The sequence below is a fragment of the bacterium genome, assembly GCA_030647555.1.
Lineage (GTDB): Bacteria > Patescibacteriota > Andersenbacteria > UBA10190 > CAIZMI01 > CAIZMI01.
Window position 1 is genome coordinate 1 of the sequence record JAUSJG010000028.1, and the last position, 18,578, is coordinate 18,578.

The window sequence follows — 18,578 nt, forward strand, 5'->3', positions numbered from 1 at the left end:
TTAAACATTATAAAAACCTAAAAATCCAATGATTTATACCAAAAGAACAATCCATAAAATTTCAAACGAACATGCACGACAAAACAAATAATTACGCATTTATTGACAGTCAGAACCTAAACCTTGGCGTGAAAAGTCAGGGGTGGAATTTAGATTTCAAAAGGTTTAGGATTTTTTTGAAAGACAAATACAATACCGAAAAAGCTTTTTTATTCATTGGGTATGTTTATGGCAACCAAGCGCTTTATACAGATCTGCAAAAGGCCGGATATATTTGTATTTTTAAACCGACGATGGAAATAAGGGAAAATGGAAATATAAAAATTAAAGGCAATTGCGATGCAGAATTGGTTTTACATACGATGATTGAATATAAAAATTATGATAAAGCAATTATTGTTTCCGGAGACGGTGATTTTTACTGTTTGGCGGAATATCTAATAGGGGAAAGCAAATTGCTAAAAATTATCGTGCCCAATAGAACATATTCTTCGCTTTTAAGAAAGTTCAGTTATTTTATTGTTAATATTCAGTTGTTCAAAAATAAATTAGAAAAAAGAAACAACTAAAAAAGGGGCATTCCCTCGGGACGAGCCCTTTGGTAATCCCCTCATCGTGATGACTTTACTATAGCGAATCAAATAACTATGTCAAGTCTGTCTAAACAGTCTGTCTAAACAAAGAAATCCGCTTATCTGTACTCGTGAGAGCCTTGGATAAATGGATAACACGCCAAATTTATCAAAATGACGGATAATGTCAAGAGAGCTATACCTTAAAAGCAGATGACAAATATAACCCCAGGATGTTAGAGGATGTTAGAGGATGTTAGAGGATTGGTAGAGGACGGTGCCGTACGGTTAGAGGATGTTAGAGGATTGGTAGAGGATGTTAGAGGACGGTATCGGCGCCGTACGGTTAGAGGATGATAGAGGATAATAGAGGACGGTAGAAGATGATAGCTGACTCCTTTAACATCCTTTAACGTCCTCTAAAATCCTCTATCGTCCTTTAATTTTTCCTTTAATCCGCGCGCGTTCGACTTGGTAAAATTTGTGGTCGTTGTTTAATTTGAGCTCCAGTGATTCGACCAGTTTTCTTAGGAGGTAATCGGTTTTGTTGATGAGCTCGATAAATTGTTCGACGGTCAACTCTGTCCCGCTGATATTATTTAAAGGAGGATAAAGGATTTCTAGAGGATGATATTCGAATTTGCTGGGTTCATTTTTGGAATTTGCCGGTTTGTTTCCCTTAAGTGCTTTATTTAATTGACCAAGATCAATATGTAAATCGCTTAATGAAGAGCCTGCTCGAGTTTTTAGGAATTTATCTTGCGCGAGTTCAATAATGTCGCCTTTTACTTCCTCTAAACTTCCTTGAGAGTAGCCGATGAAGTCGATATATTCTTTAGTTGTTGCTCTTTTGTAGCCTTCCTCAATGTTGCGGACGACGCTACGGGCGGCGTCGTCGAGCTGGGCCTTACGGCGGTGTTCGGACGGACGTGCGGGACCGGTAAAGGATGTTAGAGGATTGTTAGAGGATGGTATAGGAACGGAATGGGATGATAGAGGATTGATAGAGGACGGTATAGGAACGGAATGGGATGATAGAGGATTGTTAGAGGATGGTATAGGAACGGTAGAGGATGTTAAAGGATGACTAGAGGACGGTAGCGGACGACTAAGTGGCGAGACTGGCTTGCCACTGAATGTTTTGTAGTATGAAAGGTGGGGCAGGATGTCGGTAAGTTTTCTGATTAAGTAGCGCAAAAGTACCGTGTTGCTCCATTGCACAAGAAATTTATAACCCTCCGGATCAGTCCACGTTCGAGATTTTTGTTCCGGTTTTTCTGGTTTTGCAAGTAGCCAAAAGGTTTTAATTCCGGCCAATTTGCCAACCTCTTCGCTTGTTAAACCGGTGGTATTTGGTTTTGGCCAGTCGTTGGGCAAATTATCCCAGTCGGGTTTATTAAAATCAAAAGTTTTTACGAAATCCTTTAATAACACAAAGTAATTCTACACCCAAACAGTCGTTCCTTTGATGTCCTTTATTGTCCTATAATGTCGTGTTATAATAACAGAAAATGAACAGGAAAATTGTTACTTTCGTGATTTTGCTCTGTTTTGTCGCGGTGGCTGGTGCTTATCGTGCTCGCGCGGGAATTGGTTCCTGCGCGGTTTCGGTGAGCCCATCAAATCTTGCTACAAACATTGCCGGTTCGCTTAATTTTTCCGTTACAAACAATGATGGCGCGCTGGAAGCGAAATGGATTAAAGTATCGGCTCCTTCGCAAAACTATGAAATTCAATCCGGTAGTGGTTCGGGGTGGCCGGGGAGCGTTGGATCGCCAACAGAGGTTACTTTTCACGGGACCTTGTCCGCCGGGAGTAATGTGGGCCTCGGAATAAACGTGCAAACAAGCACAAGTTCTACCGCCCCCGCGGTTTGGAGTGTGCAAATATCCGATCAAACGGATGGTTCGGGGGCTGTTTCTTGCACCGGTGATACTAACGTATCGATTGGTGAACAGGGAATGGATAGTGTGTCACCCGTAATTTCAGATGTGAGTGTTTTCGATATTACTTCATCCGGTGCAATAATTCGTTGGACTACAAATGAAGTGGCAACATCGGTTGTGGATTATGGAAAAACAACCGGTTATGGTGACAAAAAGGAAGTTTTGGATTTAGTTGAATCTCATGAAGTAACAATTCAGGGCCTTACGGCCGATACGACATATCATTATCGAATAAAAAGCGCGGATTCGGCTGGAAACACAGCGCAAACTTCCGATAACACATTTGCGACGGCAAAAATTACCGTAACTCCAACGCCCACTCCAGCGACCCCCACTTCCTCATCAGAACCAACAACACAAACAACAACCGTTGAGGTTGTGACAATTACGTCAACCCCTATTCCGACAGTAAAACCAACACCAAAGCCCAAACCTATTGTGGTGCCCACGCCAACTCCGACGCCGACAGTCCCACAAGATATTCTTTCACCACGAGTTGCCATTAGCACTGATTTGTCGAAACCGTTTGAAGTGGCGCCTGTCATTTCTGGACGAGCTGTGGATGAGAGCGGAATTGGTGTTATAGACTATTCTTTGGATGGCGGAGGCAATTGGTTGCCTGTAAATAGCAGAAAGGGAACAACGATGGTTGATTTCTCATTTAGTCCGATTGCCGTGTCGGATGATAGCTACAAGATAATCGTTCGCGCTAGAGATTTGCGTGGAAATAGTGGCACCGCGCAAACAAAACTTGTAATTGATCGTTTGGCGCCCATGATTGGTCCGGCCTATGTTAGTTTTGGCCCGCAATCGTTGTTGCCGGTTAATAATGATTGGTTTGAGACAAGCGAAGGCGTGGATTTAAAAGTCGTGGTATCTGCTGTTGGTGGTCCCGAAATTGTGGATTTGATCGCAGAAAATAAAAATGATCAGCAAATATTTTCTTTAGTAAAAAATACGGAAACGGGTTTATGGTCAGGAACGCTATCATTCGCAAAAATAGGCGACTACGTAGTTAAGGTTCGTGCAAAAGACGGAGCGGGCAGGGTTCTGGAAAGAGATTTATTGAATTTTCGGGTATTGGAACAGGCTAAATTGTTGGCTTCAAACGGTGAACCCTTAATTAAAGCTAACGTTAGTATTTTTATTCGAGATGCCAGCAGTAATAGGTTTATTTTGTGGGACGCGGAGCCGTTTGGGCTCGAAAATCCCATCGTTGTTTCCGAAAAAGGAAAATTCCCCCTGGTCTTGCCGGACGGAGAATATTATTTGTTGGTGAAAGCGGGTAATTTCTATCGTGGTCAAACACCAATATTCAAGATCCGTGGGATTGGCGCGCTCCCTGCGATACTTAAAGCTTCAAGCAATAATTTTTTCAGTTCCGTATTCTCAAAAGTATGGCCGACGGCCATATCTCTCCAGTTTAATTTACCGGAGAGAAAGGCGTCGGACCAGTCTGCTTTGGTAGGGAAAGAGGTGCCATTTGTCGGCCTTTCCAGTGAAAATGGAGTAGTGTTTTCATCTGATCTAAAAGGTAAGCCGATGATTCTTACGTTTGTTGCCGACTGGGTTCCCGACACGGTGGAGCAAATGGCAAATTTATCAAATATTTCTCAAGATAAAATAGCAACTGCCGGCGTATTTATTCAGACGACACTAACAGAGGCTGTCCTCTATAAGAGCAGGGGAAATTATCAGTTAAAAACTTATGTTGATCCAAATGGCGAATCGGTGGTTCCGTTTGATATCCATGCACTGCCGACTACTTATTTTATTGATCGAAACGGAATTGTGATGGGAGTGAAGGCGGGGGTGATGACGAGGGAGGAGATACGGAAGGAGATAACCCAACTTGGTTTGTAAAAACCAAGTTGCTAATTTTCCAGCCTTCACCAAGGTTTCGGCCGGCAAGCAATTATCAATGACCAATTTTCAATTAATTATCAATTATGGCCCAACCGCAGGAATTTGATTTAGAAGAGCGAACAGTCGTTTTTGCCGAGAAGATTATTGATTTAGTAAGGTCAATCAATTGTGATGCGGTTAATAGCAGAATTATCAATCAGTTAGTAGGCTCAAGCGGTTCAATCGGAGCAAATTACTGTGAAGCAACCGAAGCGGAGAGCAAAAAAGATTTCATTCATAAAATCGGTATTGCCAAAAAAGAAACAAAAGAGACGAGACACTGGTTAAGACTTCTTGCCAGAGCCAACAAGGAAAGAAAAGAAGAAATTAGAATCCTTTGGAAAGAAGCGCAAGAACTTTTGCTGATCTTTTCCAAGATAATTAGAAGCAGTAAGGCAAAAGTAATTGATAATTAAAAAATTGACCATTAATTGATAATTGGTCATTGATAATTGAAAATTATTATAGCAATTATTTACCATAAAGTGTACTATTAAGGCAATAATTAACATAAATATTTTGAAATAAATCACCAATCCTTCCTTATGTGGTCCCAATTCTTTCTTGAAAATATCCATTTTGCCATAAATTTTTTCGCGGCATTAGTTTTCTTCGCGATTTTTTGGTTGTATTGGGATGCTTGGCGCCACACTCCATTAAGAAGAGATTTTTTTAGATTGATTGGATTTCTTTTACTCGCTGTATCTTTTGTGCTGGAGGCGAGTCAAATTGAAGCCATTTTGTTACCGGCAGGATTAAATAATTCCGGTGTAATTGCTACGTTATTGATTGGCGCGCGTATAATGGGGTATTTTTTGGTGTTGGTTGGTATGATTTTAGACCCGTTGCCAACACATCCGAATGTTCCGACAAGTGGTTTTTCGGCGGGGGTTGTTGCTTCCAGTATTCCTTTTTCGTTTCTTTATTTTCTTTTTCCGCTTGGGGCGGTTAGTGTCGCGTTTATGTATTTGCGTCGTGCCACCCTTGGTTTGGAACGTCACATGCGAACAGCAGCGATCGGTTATTTCTTGTTAAGTATTTCTCATCTTTTTGGTTTAGCGGTCTTATTTCAAAACAGTAGCAATTCAAGATTGAACTTTTTTGTTGCTCCGTTTGGATTTTTTTGGTTCATTGAAAACATTTTTGTCGCGACCGGTATATATGTCTTGGGTTGCTGGGTTTGGCAATATCTTCTTACGCGTGTAAAAACACAGTTCTTTCTGGTGTTTACGAGTGTTTCGTTAGTTGTTTTTATTGTGACGGTTACCTTGTTTACCGGCCTGCTCTTGGCAAATATGCAAACAGCAACACTAAATCAGTTGGCGTCGGACAACAAAATAATGAATTTGGCTTTGGATAGCAAGAAGGCGGAATTATCGGCATACGCAAAAACTATCGCGGAAAACAATCAATTAATAAGTGCTTTGAAAAGCAATGACAGACCCGTGTTGGCATCAATCGCGGAAAAAGGTGTAATAAATTGGAAAATTAACTCGCTACTTGTTTTGGATCCCAACGGAAAAGTGCTTGCCCGGGGAGAGAATAATCAAAATGTCGGTGATTCTTTTTCGGACAACGGACTGGTGAAGAGAGGCCTTGCGGGCCAAGGAAGAAGGTCTTTGACGGTTGTGAATGGGCCTGTCGCGCCAATGGTGTTTGTGCGTGCTGTTGAGCCTGTTTTAGATGGAAATAAGATTACCGGGGTAGTTATGGCAAGTATGTTAATTGACAATGCGTTTGTTGATGGAATCAAACAGGCGACAGGTCTGGAAACGGCAATTTATGGCGACAATGTATTGTCTGCCTCGACGATTCTTTCCACGGATGGAAAATCACGTTGGGTGGGTATCAAAGAAACCAATAAAAAAATAACGGAAAAAGTGCTAAAACAGGGAGAGTTGGTTGTTATGTCTAAACGAATGGTAAATAGTCCATATCTGGCGTCTTTTGCGCCACTTCGCGACGCAGATAACGTCGTGATCGGTATGGTTTTTGTTGGGAAACCGGAAATTTCCATTCTTGTCGCGGCGGGTCAATCATTATCCTACACGTTTATGATCACCGCGCTTCTTATTGTTTTTTCACTTTTGCCGGCATATTTATTGGCGCGACATTTTGCTTATCAACTGCGATAAGATTACAATTAAAAAAATGACACAAACATGGCGCGCATAACAATTATTGAAGATGACCCGATATTATCTAGAATGTATGAACAAGCTTTTTTATTTGAAAGGCATGATGTTGATGTGGCACACAATGGAAAAGAGGGGTTGGAAAAAATTGCGGTAAATCTTCCTACGGTAATTTTGCTGGATGTAATGATGCCGGTAATGAATGGCTTTGAAACTCTTGAAAAGTTAAAAGCAGACCCTAGAACAAAAAATATTCCGGTTATAATGTTAACTAATCTTTCGGAGCAGAAAGACGCGGAACTGGCACTCGCTTACGGCGCAGTTAAGTACATCATAAAAGGGGATTACAATCCAAAGCAGGTGGTGGAGATGGTAAAGGAGATTTTACAGGCTTATACCCGTTATGACGCGCCTAAGTCCGTGGTAAACGTATGAGAGAAAGGGTTTCGGAAGCGCAAGACCACGCGTTTTATCGCGTTGGTTCATTGGGACTGGTCGCAGTTGTGTTTGCGACAATACTTGTTGTATTTGCTTGGCTTATGCAAAAACCAATTGAGAATCAAACTGGCAGTGCTGTTGTGGAAAAAAATGGGGTAAACCGCGTAGAAGTTGGGAAATAGTTGTTTCGTGTTTCGTTTTTGCTTTAAGCGTTGGGTTTGTTGTATAATGGCAGAGTTAACAATAATAATTAATCAAAAATATCATGGCTATCAAAGAAGTATCAAGTGTGTCACTTAACCCGGAGGTTAAAATTGCAAGTAAGGCTCGCGGTTTAAAACCGTTTAATATCGTTGTAATCATCATTGTGATAGTGCTGGTGGCTCTATTCGCTTGGTCGGAAAAGAGTCGCAGAGAGCAAGCGCGTCAATTAAAGCAAACATCTCAAAAACTTAATGAATTAACGAGTTCAAATCAAAAACGCATGGAAGAAGTGGAGAAGGATATTCTCGCTAAAGTGCGTGTGCACGTCGAAATTCCAGATGACCCAAAGCCGGTTATTTTGACGGTGTTGGACGCGGAGAAACTGAAGAAAGATAACCCATTTTACGAAAAAGCGGAAAATGGCGATCATCTGATCGTAACATCCAAATGGGCGGTATTGTACAGCCCAAAGCGTGATAAGATTTTTGGCGCGTCATCGGTAACACCGGAACAAGCCGCGCAAACGCAAAGTCAAGCGAACGGCAATGGTGCTCCGGCTAGTGGTAGTCCGGTAGTCTCTCCAAGTGCGACACCTAAGGCGACGCCGTAATATAAATTAGTATTTGACAAGATTTCGGCTCTGTTTTAACATAGCACCAAGGCTTTTTTACAGATTTACACGACTTTGGGAACGCTATTTGGTAGCTAAACGCTAATTTTTTGGTTCCTACACGTATGATAAATACGCGTAGGTGCTACGTATCCCGCAAAAGCTAATATTCGTTAATTATTTGTAACAATTTACCGTGAGTCCAAAAGACGCGTTGTTAATGACCGGAGTGGTCAAAGAGAATCTGCCGAACACAATGTTTCGTGTCGAGCTCGAAGGAGGGCATGTGGTACTGGCGCATATTTCAGGAAAGATGCGCGTTCACTACATCAGAGTGCTTCCCGGTGATCGTGTGGTTGTAGAGATGAGTCCGTATGACTTGGATCGCGGGAGAATCGTTCAGCGCCTGAAAGATTAATAAAATCAGTAAATATCCTATAAATTCCTCTAAATTACCAAATGACCCAGTAATACAACTTCCAATTTCTTATCAAATGAATTACACATTGAGCAAATCTATGAATAAGCAAAAAGTTTCAACCCTAACAAATTCTAGTTTTGAACGAATCGCATTCGTTCAAATTGGAAGTTGATATACTGGGATGAAAGTTCAAGCATCCGTAAAACCTCGTTGTGGCCAATGCAAAACAGTACGTCGTCGTGGACGCGTATTTGTTACTTGCAAGGCAAACCCTAAACATAAGCAAAGACAAGGATAACGACAGTATGTTATACATCTACGATTTTATGAAAGTATTTATGACAAAAACAACTTTAAACGGTTTTAGGAAGCTTGCTAATTTTCAATTATCAATTTTCAATTTTGCAAATAATTTTCAAAATTGGAAATTTTCAAAACGAAATGAAGTTGTCGTGATGTTTGATAATTTAAGAATTGATAATTCATTGAAAATTGGTAATTGGAAATTGAAAATTTTGGGCGTACTGAATAAGGGAATGTCTGGAAGAGAAACATTTATTTCTGGATACAGTTTAATTTAAGGAGTTACCCCTATGGCATTACGTATTGCAGGCATCGTCGTTCCAGATAACAAGCGCATTGAAATCGCGCTCACCTATATTTATGGTATTGGTCGTCAGTCTAGTCGTGAAATTTTGGAAAAAATCGGCGTGGCGGGAGAAGTCCACACAAAAGACTTGAAAGAATCGGAATCTGCCAAGATTCGTGAGGAAATTGAAAGCAAATATCGTGTTGAGGGCGATCTTCGTCGTGATGTTAGTACCCACATTCGTCGTTTAAAAGACATCGGTTGCTATCGCGGTATTCGTCATATTAAGCGCTTACCGGTGAGAGGACAACGCACAAAGACCAATAGTCGAACAGTGCGTGGCAATGTAAGAAAGACAGCCGGTTCCGGTCGTCGTGCCGCGGCAGAGAAGACCTAACCATTTTTAACAGAATCCCAGTAATACAACTTCCAATTTTTTACCAAATGAATTACACATTGAGCAAATCTATGAATAAGCAAAAAGTTTCAACCTTAACAAATTCCGTTTTTGAACAAACAAAGTTTGTTCAAATTGGAAGTTGATATACTGGGTATGGCAGAAAAAAAGGAAACAACTGAAAAGAAAGTCGAAAAGAAGGTCACGAAGTCGCGTAAGCGTCAACGGACACGCGTTTTGAGTGGCCGTGTCTATATTCAGTCCACTTACAACAACACCATTATTTCCGCCACTGACGCAAAGGGTAACGTTTTGGCTTGGAGTTCTGCCGGTCGTATCGGTTATTCCGGCGCGAAAAAAGCGACGCCTTATGCCGCGCAGGAAATTACGCGTGATTTGATGCAACGGTTGGAACCTTATGGAATGAAAGAAGCGATTGTTTTCGTAAAAGGAATCGGTAGTGCCCGAGAATCCGCGATTCGCGCGTTGGGTGTTCACGGTTTGGTTGTTACGTCAATTAAAGATATTACGCCTATTCCACATAACGGCACGCGTCCACCGCGTCCGCGGAGAGTGTAAAGATACCCATATGTCTGCATTTGATTCAGTCTGCGCACGTTGCCGAAGAGCCAGTGAAAAGCTTTTCTTAAAGGGTGATAAATGTATATCGCCAAAGTGTCCGATGGTGCGTCGTCCATACGCGCCGGGTGTTCACGGTGTTGCCGCTCGTCCCGGTGCCGCCGGTGGTAAAAGTGGCGGGGGAAAAGGTGGTAGTCGCGGTGGTTCGGAATTCGGAAAGCAATTACGCGAAAAGCAAGCATTGCGTGCCACGTATGGAATTCGTGAACGTCAATTGAAGAAATATTACGCTTTGGCTGTTGGTAAAAAAGGTGTTACCGGTGAAATGCTTATTCAATACTTGGAATCTCGCTTAGATAATGTCGTCTTTCGTATGGGTTTTGGTACGTCTCGCGCGCATGCTCGTCAGTTGGTTGGTCACGGCATGTTTAGTGTTAATGGTCGCGCCACAAACATTCCATCTTTCCAAGTTTCCAAAGATGATGTCGTGAAGATTAAGGAAACCAAGAAAGCGAAACCGGTATTTACGGATTTGGCCGATCGCTTGGCAAATAAGACCTTGCCAAACTGGCTCGAACGCGAAGACACCTACACAGCTAAAGTTACAGCTACTCCTGGCCTAGAACCGCACGAAATGCCGGTGGATGTGCAGATGATAGTAGAATTTTACTCCCGGTAATACAACTGCCAATTTTATGAAAATAATTTACTCTATTTTAAGGCAAATAATTAGTTCGATGCTATGTTTATTTATAGCAAAACCGGTTTTTGCAAGCGTTTCAAAAACGTTTGCATTGGCAGTTGATATACCGGGTACTCACGGTAATCTTATTAATTAACTAATACTATGGAAAAAATACCAGTTCCAAATTCCGTCTCCCTGCTCGCCGAAGAGGGAAACGAAGCGACGTTCGAAATTAGTCCTTATTTTCCAGGATACGGACCAACCTTGGGCAACGCTCTTCGTCGCGTGCTTTTGTCGTCACTTCCGGGAGCAGCTGTTACAGCTGTTCGTATCGAAGGTGTTGATCACGAATTTTCAACTGTAACAGGAGTAAAAGAAGACGTTGTCTCTATTTTGCTCAACCTTAAGCAGTTGCGTCTTAAGGTGCACAGCGAAAATCCGGTAGAACTGACCATGAAAGTAAAAGGTGAAAAGATTGTTAAGGCGAAAGATTTTGAAAAGAACGCGGAAGTGGAAATTATTAACAAAGATATGGTCATTGCTCATCTTACCGACCCTAAGGCTGAATTAATCTTACGCGTTACCGCTAAAAACGGTCGTGGTTATGTCCCGGTTGAAACACGCGAAGAAGAAGGGCGTGATTTGGGTGAAATTGCCGTCGACGCCATCTATACTCCGGTCGAACGCGTCAGCTTCAATGTTGAAAACGTGCGTGTCGGCAAAGAAACAGAATTTCACAAATTAATAATGACTATTCGCACGGACGGTACAATCAGCCCACGCGAAGCATTGAGTCAAGCCGCTTCAATTTTGGAAGATCATTTCAAGGAATTGGTTTCCGATTTGAAAGAACGTCTTACGGTTGTTCGCGCCGTTGCGCCGATTGTGGAAGAAGCTTTGACGCCAATTCCGGTTGCCACCGAAGCTGTTAAGGAATTGTCGGACGAAGACAAAGACATGGAAGCCAAGTCGCTCCCAATTCAACGTTTCGCCGTCAGCACCCGCATTCAAAACATCTTGGAAAAAGAAGGCGTAAGAACCGTCGCCGGATTGGTCCAAAAGAACCGCACGCAATTGCTTGATTTTGAAGGTATGGGTGAAAAAGCGGTACAGGAAATTGAAGAAACCCTCAAAGATTTGAATTTAGTTCTAAAGGAGGAGAAAAGCGAAGAATAATGCGCCACCGAAGTAAAAAAATCACTCTTTCCCGTACGCCCGCTGAACGTAAAGCGCTTCAGCGTAAAATGGCTATTTCCTTGTTCAAGGCGGGCCATATTCAAACAACCGCTACTCGCGCCACTTTTGTTCGACGTTTTGTTGAACCGCTTATTACGAAAGGTAAACCGGCGGATTTATCCGCTCGTCGCTACATTATCGCGGCATTGGGTAATGTGGATGCGGCCGAGCTGGTGCTTGCGAAAGCAAAAGAGTATGTTAAACGTCCGGGTGGCTATACGCGTGTTACCAAGCTGGCCAAGCGTCGAGCTGGAGACGCGGCGCCACTCGTTCAATTAGAGTTTGTCTAACCCAGTAATACAACCGCCAACTTGCAAAAATCCATTATTTGACCTATATTTCCTTGACTAATTATATGAAATCTTTAACCTTTATCTCCGTAATTTGTAAGCGTTTCAACGCTTACATTGGCGGTTGATATACTGGGTATGCCCAGTAATACAACTTCCAATTTTAATGAAATGATTATTATATCTTGTATGAAAAAAATGATTAAGCAAAAAATTTCAATCTTAACAAATTCCGTTTTTGAACAAACAAAGTTTGTTCAAATTGGAAGTTGATATACTGGGTAAAATTCAATCAAATGACTAAAGAACTTAAAGAAGCAAAGAAAAAGGAAGAATACACTGACCGTAAATGGCGTCTTTATGATGCCGACGGGAAGATTTTGGGTCGTCTCGCGACGGAAATTGCCGATCATTTGCGCGGTAAATATCAACCAACTTATGTCCCGTACAAAGATACCGGTGACGTGGTGGTTGTAATCAATACCGATAAAATCAAAGTTACCGGCAATAAGGAAACCAAGAAGATTTATCGCTGGCACAGTTGGTATCCGGGTGGACTGACGGAAAAGAAATTTCATGAAGTTATGGAAAAAGATTCTCGCGTCCCGCTCGAAGAAGCGGTTTACGGCATGATTCCGCATAATCGTTTGCGTCGAAAAATGATGGCCAGACTAAAGCTTTATCCGGGTACGGAACACAAGCACGGTGCCGCCCCCTTTGAACCATCATCCAACTAACATGCCTATCGCATTATCTGACGTCGCTCGTCGCTATATTGAAGGAATCGGTCGTCGTAAAACCGCGATTGCTCGCGTGCGTATTACGCATAATGGTTCAGGAGTGTTTCTAGTAAACAATTTGCCGTGGGATAAGTATTTCCCGACCATCGATATGCAAAAAGCGGCGCGTGATCCGTTTGATATCACCGGAAACTGGGGTCAGTTTGATGTTTCTGTTAAGGTAAACGGTGGCGGTCCGCATTCTCAAGCCGGAGCGGTGAAATTGGGAGTTGCGCGTGCTTTGGTAAAACACGACGAAACCTATCGCAAAATTTTGCGCGATACGGGGATGATGACCCGCGATCCGCGTCACAAGGAACGTAAAAAGCCGGGTCTCAAGCGTGCCCGTAAAGCGCCACAGTGGCAGAAGCGGTAAATCAGGAAGTAAGGGTCGGACTTTGCGAAAAGGTCCGACCCTCATTGGTAATAATAGCTAGTTTAAGCCAAAAATAGTATTTTTAATAATATACTATTGACAATTTCTGAAATTAGGAGTACTATTACTTTTCTGCTTACAAAACGAACTCAGCCAAGAGCTGGGGTTTCCCAGTAATACAACTTCCATTTTCAAGGTGATATTTAATTGTTTGGAAGGGGTTTGGAAGCAGGAATAGCCAGTAATCCTAGTAAATTCAAAAAGAGCGAATGCGTTCGCTCAAAATGGAAGTTGATATACTGGGTTTCCGCCACTCACAGACGTAAAACAGATGTAATAATGATTTAGCTGATTATATACGAAGTGAGTGGTGGGAAGGTTCTGGTGTTAGTCGCACATTCCGCCGACGCCTTGTCCGGCAAACGGCCAGTGCGAAATACCTCGGCATAATTTAGCCGAGTCGTGAGAGGAAGGCGAACGTTTTTGGCGGAGTGGCCATTTCACGCCGAATCCCCAAAAAGACGTCTCACGAGCCAGAACCAACTTATACAAAAGCGGGTCAGTGTGTTTCACACAGACCCGCTCTTTCTTTGGCTTAAATCAGGCCGGTTTGGCGTCGCAGAGTTCGACTTTGTGAAAGGTCGAACCCGAGCGCACAAGGTCGGACTTTGCGAAAAGGTCCGACCTTGATTGGCGGTGAAACGGACGCGACCAATGCGGGTCGGACCGCTACAGCAGTCCGACCCGAGTACGACCCTGTTTAATTTTAATATTTGCGCAAAACTGCCTTTACGATTCCCTGTATAACCGGATTTTTCGCATAGATCGGCTTCATGGTTTTGTTGGCGGGTTGCAGGCGAATGCGAGTGGGTTCACGGTAATAACGTTTTAACGTGGCATATTCATTTTCCAACAACGCAACAACCGTGTCGCCGTTTTTGGGGTAGAAGTTTCTTTCTGCCACGACGTAGTCGCCATCATGGATGCCGTCTTCGATCATTGAGTCGCCTTTAACCTGTAGAACAAAACAATTGAGATTGGGAAGTAATTCCAGCGGTACGGCGATGCGTTCGTTTTGTTGAATGGCTTCAATGGGCTTGCCGGCGGCAATCATGCCGATTAACGGCAATTCAACGGCTTTAGTGAACCAGCCCATTTTTTGCGTGAGTTCAAAACTGCGTGCTTCACCCTCGTCGGTTTGAATATAGCCTTTTTTGGTTAGAATTTGGCAATGCTCGAAAACCGTGGCGGGGGAGGAAAGGCCTAGTCCCTGGGCGATTTCGCGATAAGACGGGGCGTAGGAATGGGTGGCTAAAAACTCCTTAATGAAATTAAGTACTTCTGACTGCTTTTTTGATAGATGCTTATTGGACATTGGTTTGGTCATGTGGATAAGTATAAGACGAACGGAAAACGAATGCAAATTTTTAAAGGGGACAGGTATCAGGTCGCCCAGCAAGGCGAGCCTCGCCCAGATGGGCGGGGTACAGGTCGACAGGACTTTGAGGATACTCCTTAAATTAAACTACTATAAAAAAGGCGCCCTTGGGGTGCCTGAAATGTGCTATTGCCGTTTTTTTGACTTCTTATTGTTTCCCGCCGCCCAGGCTTCAATGAAATGTGCGAGGTCTCCGGCGGCCTTGCGCAGTTCGACAAGCCTTTCCTGTGATTTTGGCATGTTCTTGTCTTTTGGTAAGAGTGTGTAGCATGGGTCGTGTTGACTTTCGTCTGGAATGAATTGCCAGTGGATGCTTTTTTCTCGATTCCAAACGTAAATCAGTCTTTTCACCCACTTCACGTTCCCACCAATTATGTCTTCTGGGGTAACCCTGAAAATGATCCATGGAAACGGTTCCGATGCTATGTGCCCCCAAAAATAACTCACGTAGACGATCGGAAAGTATTTCTTAACTTCCTCAACAAGACTATCAAAGGGATCACACTTCTTCGTACCTTCTTGACTCAAGTGCTCTGTGCTCACGAAAAGCTCCTTTTTGTTTCGATTGTTAAAAAATAGAACACGCAACTTCTCCTTTGTGGAGAAAGAATATAGTATGACTGAGATGATAAATTGTCAAACCCACCCCCGCCCTCCCTTGAAAAAGGGAGGGAATGACGCGTCGATTCCTCCCCTTATTCAAGGGTTGCACACGCATCGGCGGTGTTGTCCTGATGGTCTAAAGGTGTGGAGGGGTTTTGTTAATAATTCTCGCCATGCGTATCGGCGTTGATATTCGTTGTTTAATGGATGGTGGCAGGACGGGTGTGGAAGAATACACGTTGAGCCTTTTAAATTCCATGTTAAAACAAAACCAGACCGACACCTTTGTTTTGTTTGCCAATTCCCGTAAACCGATGTTGCTACCAAAAATCGAAGCACCGAATGTCGAGTGGCGCACTTTTTCGTATCCAAACAAGATATTTAACACAGCATTGAAAATTTTTCGTTGGCCGAAAATCGATCAATTAATTGGTGGGGTTGATGTTTTGTTTGTGCCCAGTGTACGGCTTGCGCCTTGTTCGGTAAAATGCCCGATCGTCGTTACTTTTCACGATCTCTCTTTTGTGCGTCATCCGGAATATTTTTCATGGAAGCGACGTGTTTGGCATTGGTTTATGGAACCAAAATCTCTGGCGAAAAACGCAAAAAAAATTATCGCTGTTTCCAAAACTACCGCTAATGATTTGGAAGAACTTTATAAAATTCCAAACGAAAAAATTGCTGTCGTTCATTCTGGCGTGCATCGAAATTTTCGTCCTGTTGATTTCCATTCCGAAGAAACAAAAAAGGTGAAGGAGAGATATTCGTTGCCTGAAAAGTTTATTCTTTTTCTTGGTACCATTGAACCGCGGAAAAACATTGACGGCCTGATATCCGCATATGAAGAAATTAGGCGAAAAGGCGTTGAACAAAAATTGGTAATCGCCGGTGTGCGGGGTTGGGTAAAGAAAGATTTTTTTCAGCGCATCAAAACCAGTGAATTTGCGAAAGATATTATTTTGACCGGTTTTGTGAAAGATGAAGATAAGCCCGCGCTGTATAGTATCGCGAGTCTTTTTGTTTACCCAAGTTTTTATGAAGGTTTTGGATTTCCCCCACTCGAAGCCTTGTTGTGTGGAACGCCGGTAATCACTTCTTACAATTCGGCGATTCCGGAAATTGCCGGGCAATGGGCGACGCTGGTAAATCCTTATGACCCGAATGAACTGGCAGTAGTGATTTTGGAAGAGTTGAAAAAAGAAAAGAAGGTTTTGCCAACAGTAAGCACAGAGGTCTTAGAAAAATACAATTGGGAACGGGCGGGAAGGGAGACACTTGAGGTTTTAAAAGAAGCTATACATGAAAATTCAAAATAAATATTCTTATTTAAGTTTTTAAATCTCAATGTCCAAACCCCAAATCCCAACAAAACTCTAAATCTAAAATGGCCAAAAACACGTGTTTTTTTGGATTTAGGTAATTAGGATTTTGTTGGACATTGGTCATTGGGGTTTGGGATTTATTATGTTGATTCTAAAAATACCAATAATGGTATATTAAGCTTATGAGAATCGGTATTGATGCCAGGGCGTTGGGTTGGGCGGGACTAGGGCGATATTCGCGTAATTTACTTAAAAATCTGGTTACGCAGGCACCCAGGGGGATGGAGTTCGTCGTTTTTGCCCCGCATGCTTTTGGTCGAGAATTTAGTGAGATGCGTGGAGTTAAATTTGTGCCAGTAACCGCGTCATATTATTCTGTTCGCGAACAAACGATTTTTCTGGCCTCCTTAATGCAAGAAAAATTGGACTTGATGCATTTTTTGCACTTTAACGCGCCGATTTTTTACCGGAAACCATTTGTTGTGACTATTCATGATTTAACGCGCTTCTTTTTTCCCGCCCAAAAACATAAAGGACATTTGCATCAATGGGCTTACGAAACTGTTTTTCGTTCGGCGATTAATAATAGTTCTAAAATAATTACCGTTTCTGAACATACACAGATCGACCTTGTGCGATATTTTCCCAAAGCAACGAACAAAACGGCCGTGATTCATGAAGGGGTCGATACGGCCATGTTTTCAAAAAGTATTACTGGTCCTGGTGCGCAAGAAAGACTTAGAAAATTAGGCGTTACTAAATCATATTTGTTGTTTGTTGGTGTTTGGATGACACATAAAAATTTACCAGGGCTTTTGCAAGCATTTAAAAAAGTTAGGGAAAATGGTTTTGCCGGACAACTGGTGATTACCGGGAAAGGACAAGCGCACCATGTAGATGTGCCTGAGTTAATCAAAGGTGAGGGGATGGGTGATTGCGTTGTCTTGCCGGGAAAAGTTGCAGATGAAGATTTGCTATGTCTTTTTCAAAACGCTGAACTTTTTATCATGCCGAGTTTATATGAAGGTTTTGGGTTGCCCGCACTTGAAGCGCTTGCGTGTGGTAGGCCGGTTGTTGCATCTTCGGTTTCGAGCTTACCGGAAATTTTAGGAGACGCGGCGGTTTATTTTGATCCATATTCCGTTGATGATATGGCGGAAAAAATTTCAAAACTAATAAATGACAAACAAAAACAAGTGGAATTAATTTCCCTTGGCACGGAACAGGTGAAAAAATTTCGTTGGGATAAATGCGCGAAAGAGACGCTGGAGGTTTATCAAGGTGTTTTGAGTGAAAAATAATACGGTAAACATCCCCCTTCGCCAAGGCTACGGGGGATTAATGTTCTTGCAAGAACATTAAAAAAACCCGCTCTCGTGAGCGGGGGGGGGGGCTTATCGTATCGCCACCGATTCTTCAATGAAGGTTTTGGCTGGTTCCGTGGTTGTTTGCAGGTTTGATTGGTTCTTCAACGGGTTCAATATTTTTGCGTTCGTCCTCGTCGCGCAATGTTTGGAAGAGAATTTTTTTGCCATTTTTCAGATTTTCGAAGTCTGTGCGTACCGCGTCGATACTTTTTTGCGACGTGGCATTGTGTGCTCGCATTTCAAGTTCGACATAAAGGGCCAGGTGGGTAATCAGTCGGCGACCACTGTTGAAATCCTCGTTGTCGGTACACCGTTGGCCGATTTTTTTCTGTGTCACGGCCAGTGAAAATTTCATGCGATACTGATCGGCAATTCTTTGCATGGCTTCGAGAATCACCGCGTGTGGGCTGTCGGTCTCGACATTTTCGCGAACGCAATCCGCGCGGAAAAGCAGGAATGTCGCGTCGCCTTCGTTGATGTATTTTGAGGCCTTCGTTGCCATCATCTGTGCCGCTTCCAACGCGGTTAAATCTTCCATCTTCTTGATTTCTTGCTCCAAAGACAGAATATTGCCTGACGTGTTCAAAGGTTTGAAATCATTGGCAATTGCTATTGCCAAAATGGTCATTCCAATAAGCAACACAACGACGACACCAATTTTTAGGCACACGGTTAGTTCTCCATTT

Annotated in this window: 23 protein-coding genes; 19 read left to right on the forward strand and 4 right to left on the reverse strand. The window is 42.7% G+C overall.

The annotated features are described in order from the left end of the window. The first annotated feature begins 71 nt into the window (after positions 1–71). On the forward strand, positions 72–569 hold the full coding sequence (locus tag Q7S57_05890; GenBank protein MDO8512775.1) for an NYN domain-containing protein: 498 nt from the start codon (positions 72–74) through the stop codon (positions 567–569). A 432-nt stretch (positions 570–1,001) separates the two neighbouring features. Here Q7S57_05890 and Q7S57_05895 read toward each other — a convergent pair whose 3' ends face one another. Next, a complete protein-coding gene (locus Q7S57_05895) occupies positions 1,002–2,006 on the reverse strand; it encodes a four helix bundle protein (protein MDO8512776.1) in 1,005 nt (334 codons plus the stop codon). A 77-nt stretch (positions 2,007–2,083) separates the two neighbouring features. Between Q7S57_05895 and Q7S57_05900 the strand changes: the two genes are divergently transcribed. The 16 genes from Q7S57_05900 (at position 2,084) to rpsI (ending at position 13,162) form a co-directional block, all read left to right on the forward strand. Continuing rightward, positions 2,084–4,381, forward strand: a complete 2,298-nt coding sequence (locus Q7S57_05900) for a hypothetical protein (GenBank protein ID MDO8512777.1) — start codon at positions 2,084–2,086, stop codon at positions 4,379–4,381. An 86-nt stretch (positions 4,382–4,467) separates the two neighbouring features. Continuing rightward, positions 4,468–4,839 (forward strand): four helix bundle protein, encoded by a 372-nt coding sequence (locus Q7S57_05905; protein ID MDO8512778.1) that lies wholly within the window; start codon positions 4,468–4,470, stop codon positions 4,837–4,839. Positions 4,840–4,968: 129 nt separating this feature from the next. Further along, positions 4,969–6,558 (forward strand): cache domain-containing protein, encoded by a 1,590-nt coding sequence (locus Q7S57_05910; protein ID MDO8512779.1) that lies wholly within the window; start codon positions 4,969–4,971, stop codon positions 6,556–6,558. Positions 6,559–6,585: 27 nt separating this feature from the next. Beyond that, positions 6,586–6,993 (forward strand): response regulator, encoded by a 408-nt coding sequence (locus Q7S57_05915; protein MDO8512780.1) that lies wholly within the window; start codon positions 6,586–6,588, stop codon positions 6,991–6,993. Beyond that, positions 6,990–7,178, forward strand: coding sequence for a hypothetical protein (locus tag Q7S57_05920; GenBank protein MDO8512781.1), 189 nt, complete (start codon positions 6,990–6,992; stop codon positions 7,176–7,178). Before Q7S57_05915 ends, Q7S57_05920 begins: the two co-directional genes overlap by 4 nt. Positions 7,179–7,261: 83 nt before the next feature. Further along, positions 7,262–7,810: a hypothetical protein gene (locus Q7S57_05925; protein MDO8512782.1), complete on the forward strand. Its 549-nt coding sequence runs from the start codon at positions 7,262–7,264 to the stop codon at positions 7,808–7,810. A gap of 196 nt (positions 7,811–8,006) precedes the next feature. After that, entirely contained in the window at positions 8,007–8,228 is a 222-nt protein-coding gene (gene infA, locus Q7S57_05930; protein MDO8512783.1) for a translation initiation factor IF-1, read from the forward strand. 184 nt (positions 8,229–8,412) lie between these two features. Further along, entirely contained in the window at positions 8,413–8,529 is a 117-nt protein-coding gene (gene rpmJ, locus Q7S57_05935) for a 50S ribosomal protein L36 (protein ID MDO8512784.1), read from the forward strand. A gap of 40 nt (positions 8,530–8,569) precedes the next feature. After that, a complete protein-coding gene (locus tag Q7S57_05940; protein MDO8512785.1) occupies positions 8,570–8,812 on the forward strand; it encodes a hypothetical protein in 243 nt (80 codons plus the stop codon). A gap of 12 nt (positions 8,813–8,824) precedes the next feature. Then, positions 8,825–9,217 carry a 30S ribosomal protein S13 gene (gene rpsM / locus Q7S57_05945; protein MDO8512786.1) on the forward strand — a complete coding sequence of 131 codons (393 nt, stop codon included), beginning with the start codon at positions 8,825–8,827 and terminating at the stop codon, positions 9,215–9,217. Between the two features lie 156 nt (positions 9,218–9,373). Next, a complete protein-coding gene (rpsK, locus tag Q7S57_05950; protein MDO8512787.1) occupies positions 9,374–9,796 on the forward strand; it encodes a 30S ribosomal protein S11 in 423 nt (140 codons plus the stop codon). A gap of 10 nt (positions 9,797–9,806) precedes the next feature. Beyond that, entirely contained in the window at positions 9,807–10,475 is a 669-nt protein-coding gene (rpsD, locus tag Q7S57_05955) for a 30S ribosomal protein S4 (GenBank protein MDO8512788.1), read from the forward strand. Between the two features lie 168 nt (positions 10,476–10,643). Next, positions 10,644–11,657, forward strand: a complete 1,014-nt coding sequence (locus tag Q7S57_05960) for a DNA-directed RNA polymerase subunit alpha (protein MDO8512789.1) — start codon at positions 10,644–10,646, stop codon at positions 11,655–11,657. Then, positions 11,657–12,007, forward strand: a complete 351-nt coding sequence (gene rplQ / locus Q7S57_05965; GenBank protein ID MDO8512790.1) for a 50S ribosomal protein L17 — start codon at positions 11,657–11,659, stop codon at positions 12,005–12,007. Before Q7S57_05960 ends, rplQ begins: the two co-directional genes overlap by 1 nt. 296 nt (positions 12,008–12,303) lie before the next feature. Beyond that, on the forward strand, positions 12,304–12,744 hold the full coding sequence (gene rplM, locus Q7S57_05970) for a 50S ribosomal protein L13 (protein ID MDO8512791.1): 441 nt from the start codon (positions 12,304–12,306) through the stop codon (positions 12,742–12,744). Position 12,745: 1 nt separating this feature from the next. After that, positions 12,746–13,162, forward strand: a complete 417-nt coding sequence (gene rpsI / locus Q7S57_05975) for a 30S ribosomal protein S9 (GenBank protein MDO8512792.1) — start codon at positions 12,746–12,748, stop codon at positions 13,160–13,162. A 766-nt stretch (positions 13,163–13,928) separates the two neighbouring features. On the opposite strand, the gene lexA is transcribed toward rpsI, so the two are convergent. Together lexA and Q7S57_05985 are read right to left on the reverse strand one after the other, a co-directional pair. Continuing rightward, complete coding sequence (gene lexA / locus Q7S57_05980; GenBank protein MDO8512793.1) at positions 13,929–14,549, reverse strand: transcriptional repressor LexA; 621 nt, start codon at positions 14,547–14,549, stop codon at positions 13,929–13,931. A gap of 177 nt (positions 14,550–14,726) precedes the next feature. Beyond that, positions 14,727–15,143, reverse strand: a complete 417-nt coding sequence (locus Q7S57_05985; protein MDO8512794.1) for a hypothetical protein — start codon at positions 15,141–15,143, stop codon at positions 14,727–14,729. 233 nt (positions 15,144–15,376) lie between these two features. Here Q7S57_05985 and Q7S57_05990 point away from each other — a divergent pair, with 233 nt between their 5' ends. Then, on the forward strand, positions 15,377–16,519 hold the full coding sequence (locus tag Q7S57_05990; protein ID MDO8512795.1) for a glycosyltransferase family 1 protein: 1,143 nt from the start codon (positions 15,377–15,379) through the stop codon (positions 16,517–16,519). Between the two features lie 188 nt (positions 16,520–16,707). Continuing rightward, positions 16,708–17,826, forward strand: a complete 1,119-nt coding sequence (locus Q7S57_05995) for a glycosyltransferase family 1 protein (GenBank protein ID MDO8512796.1) — start codon at positions 16,708–16,710, stop codon at positions 17,824–17,826. 115 nt (positions 17,827–17,941) lie between these two features. Here the strand turns inward: Q7S57_05995 and Q7S57_06000 are convergent. Further along, on the reverse strand, positions 17,942–18,578 hold a 637-nt coding region (locus Q7S57_06000; protein ID MDO8512797.1), incomplete at its 5' end, for a hypothetical protein.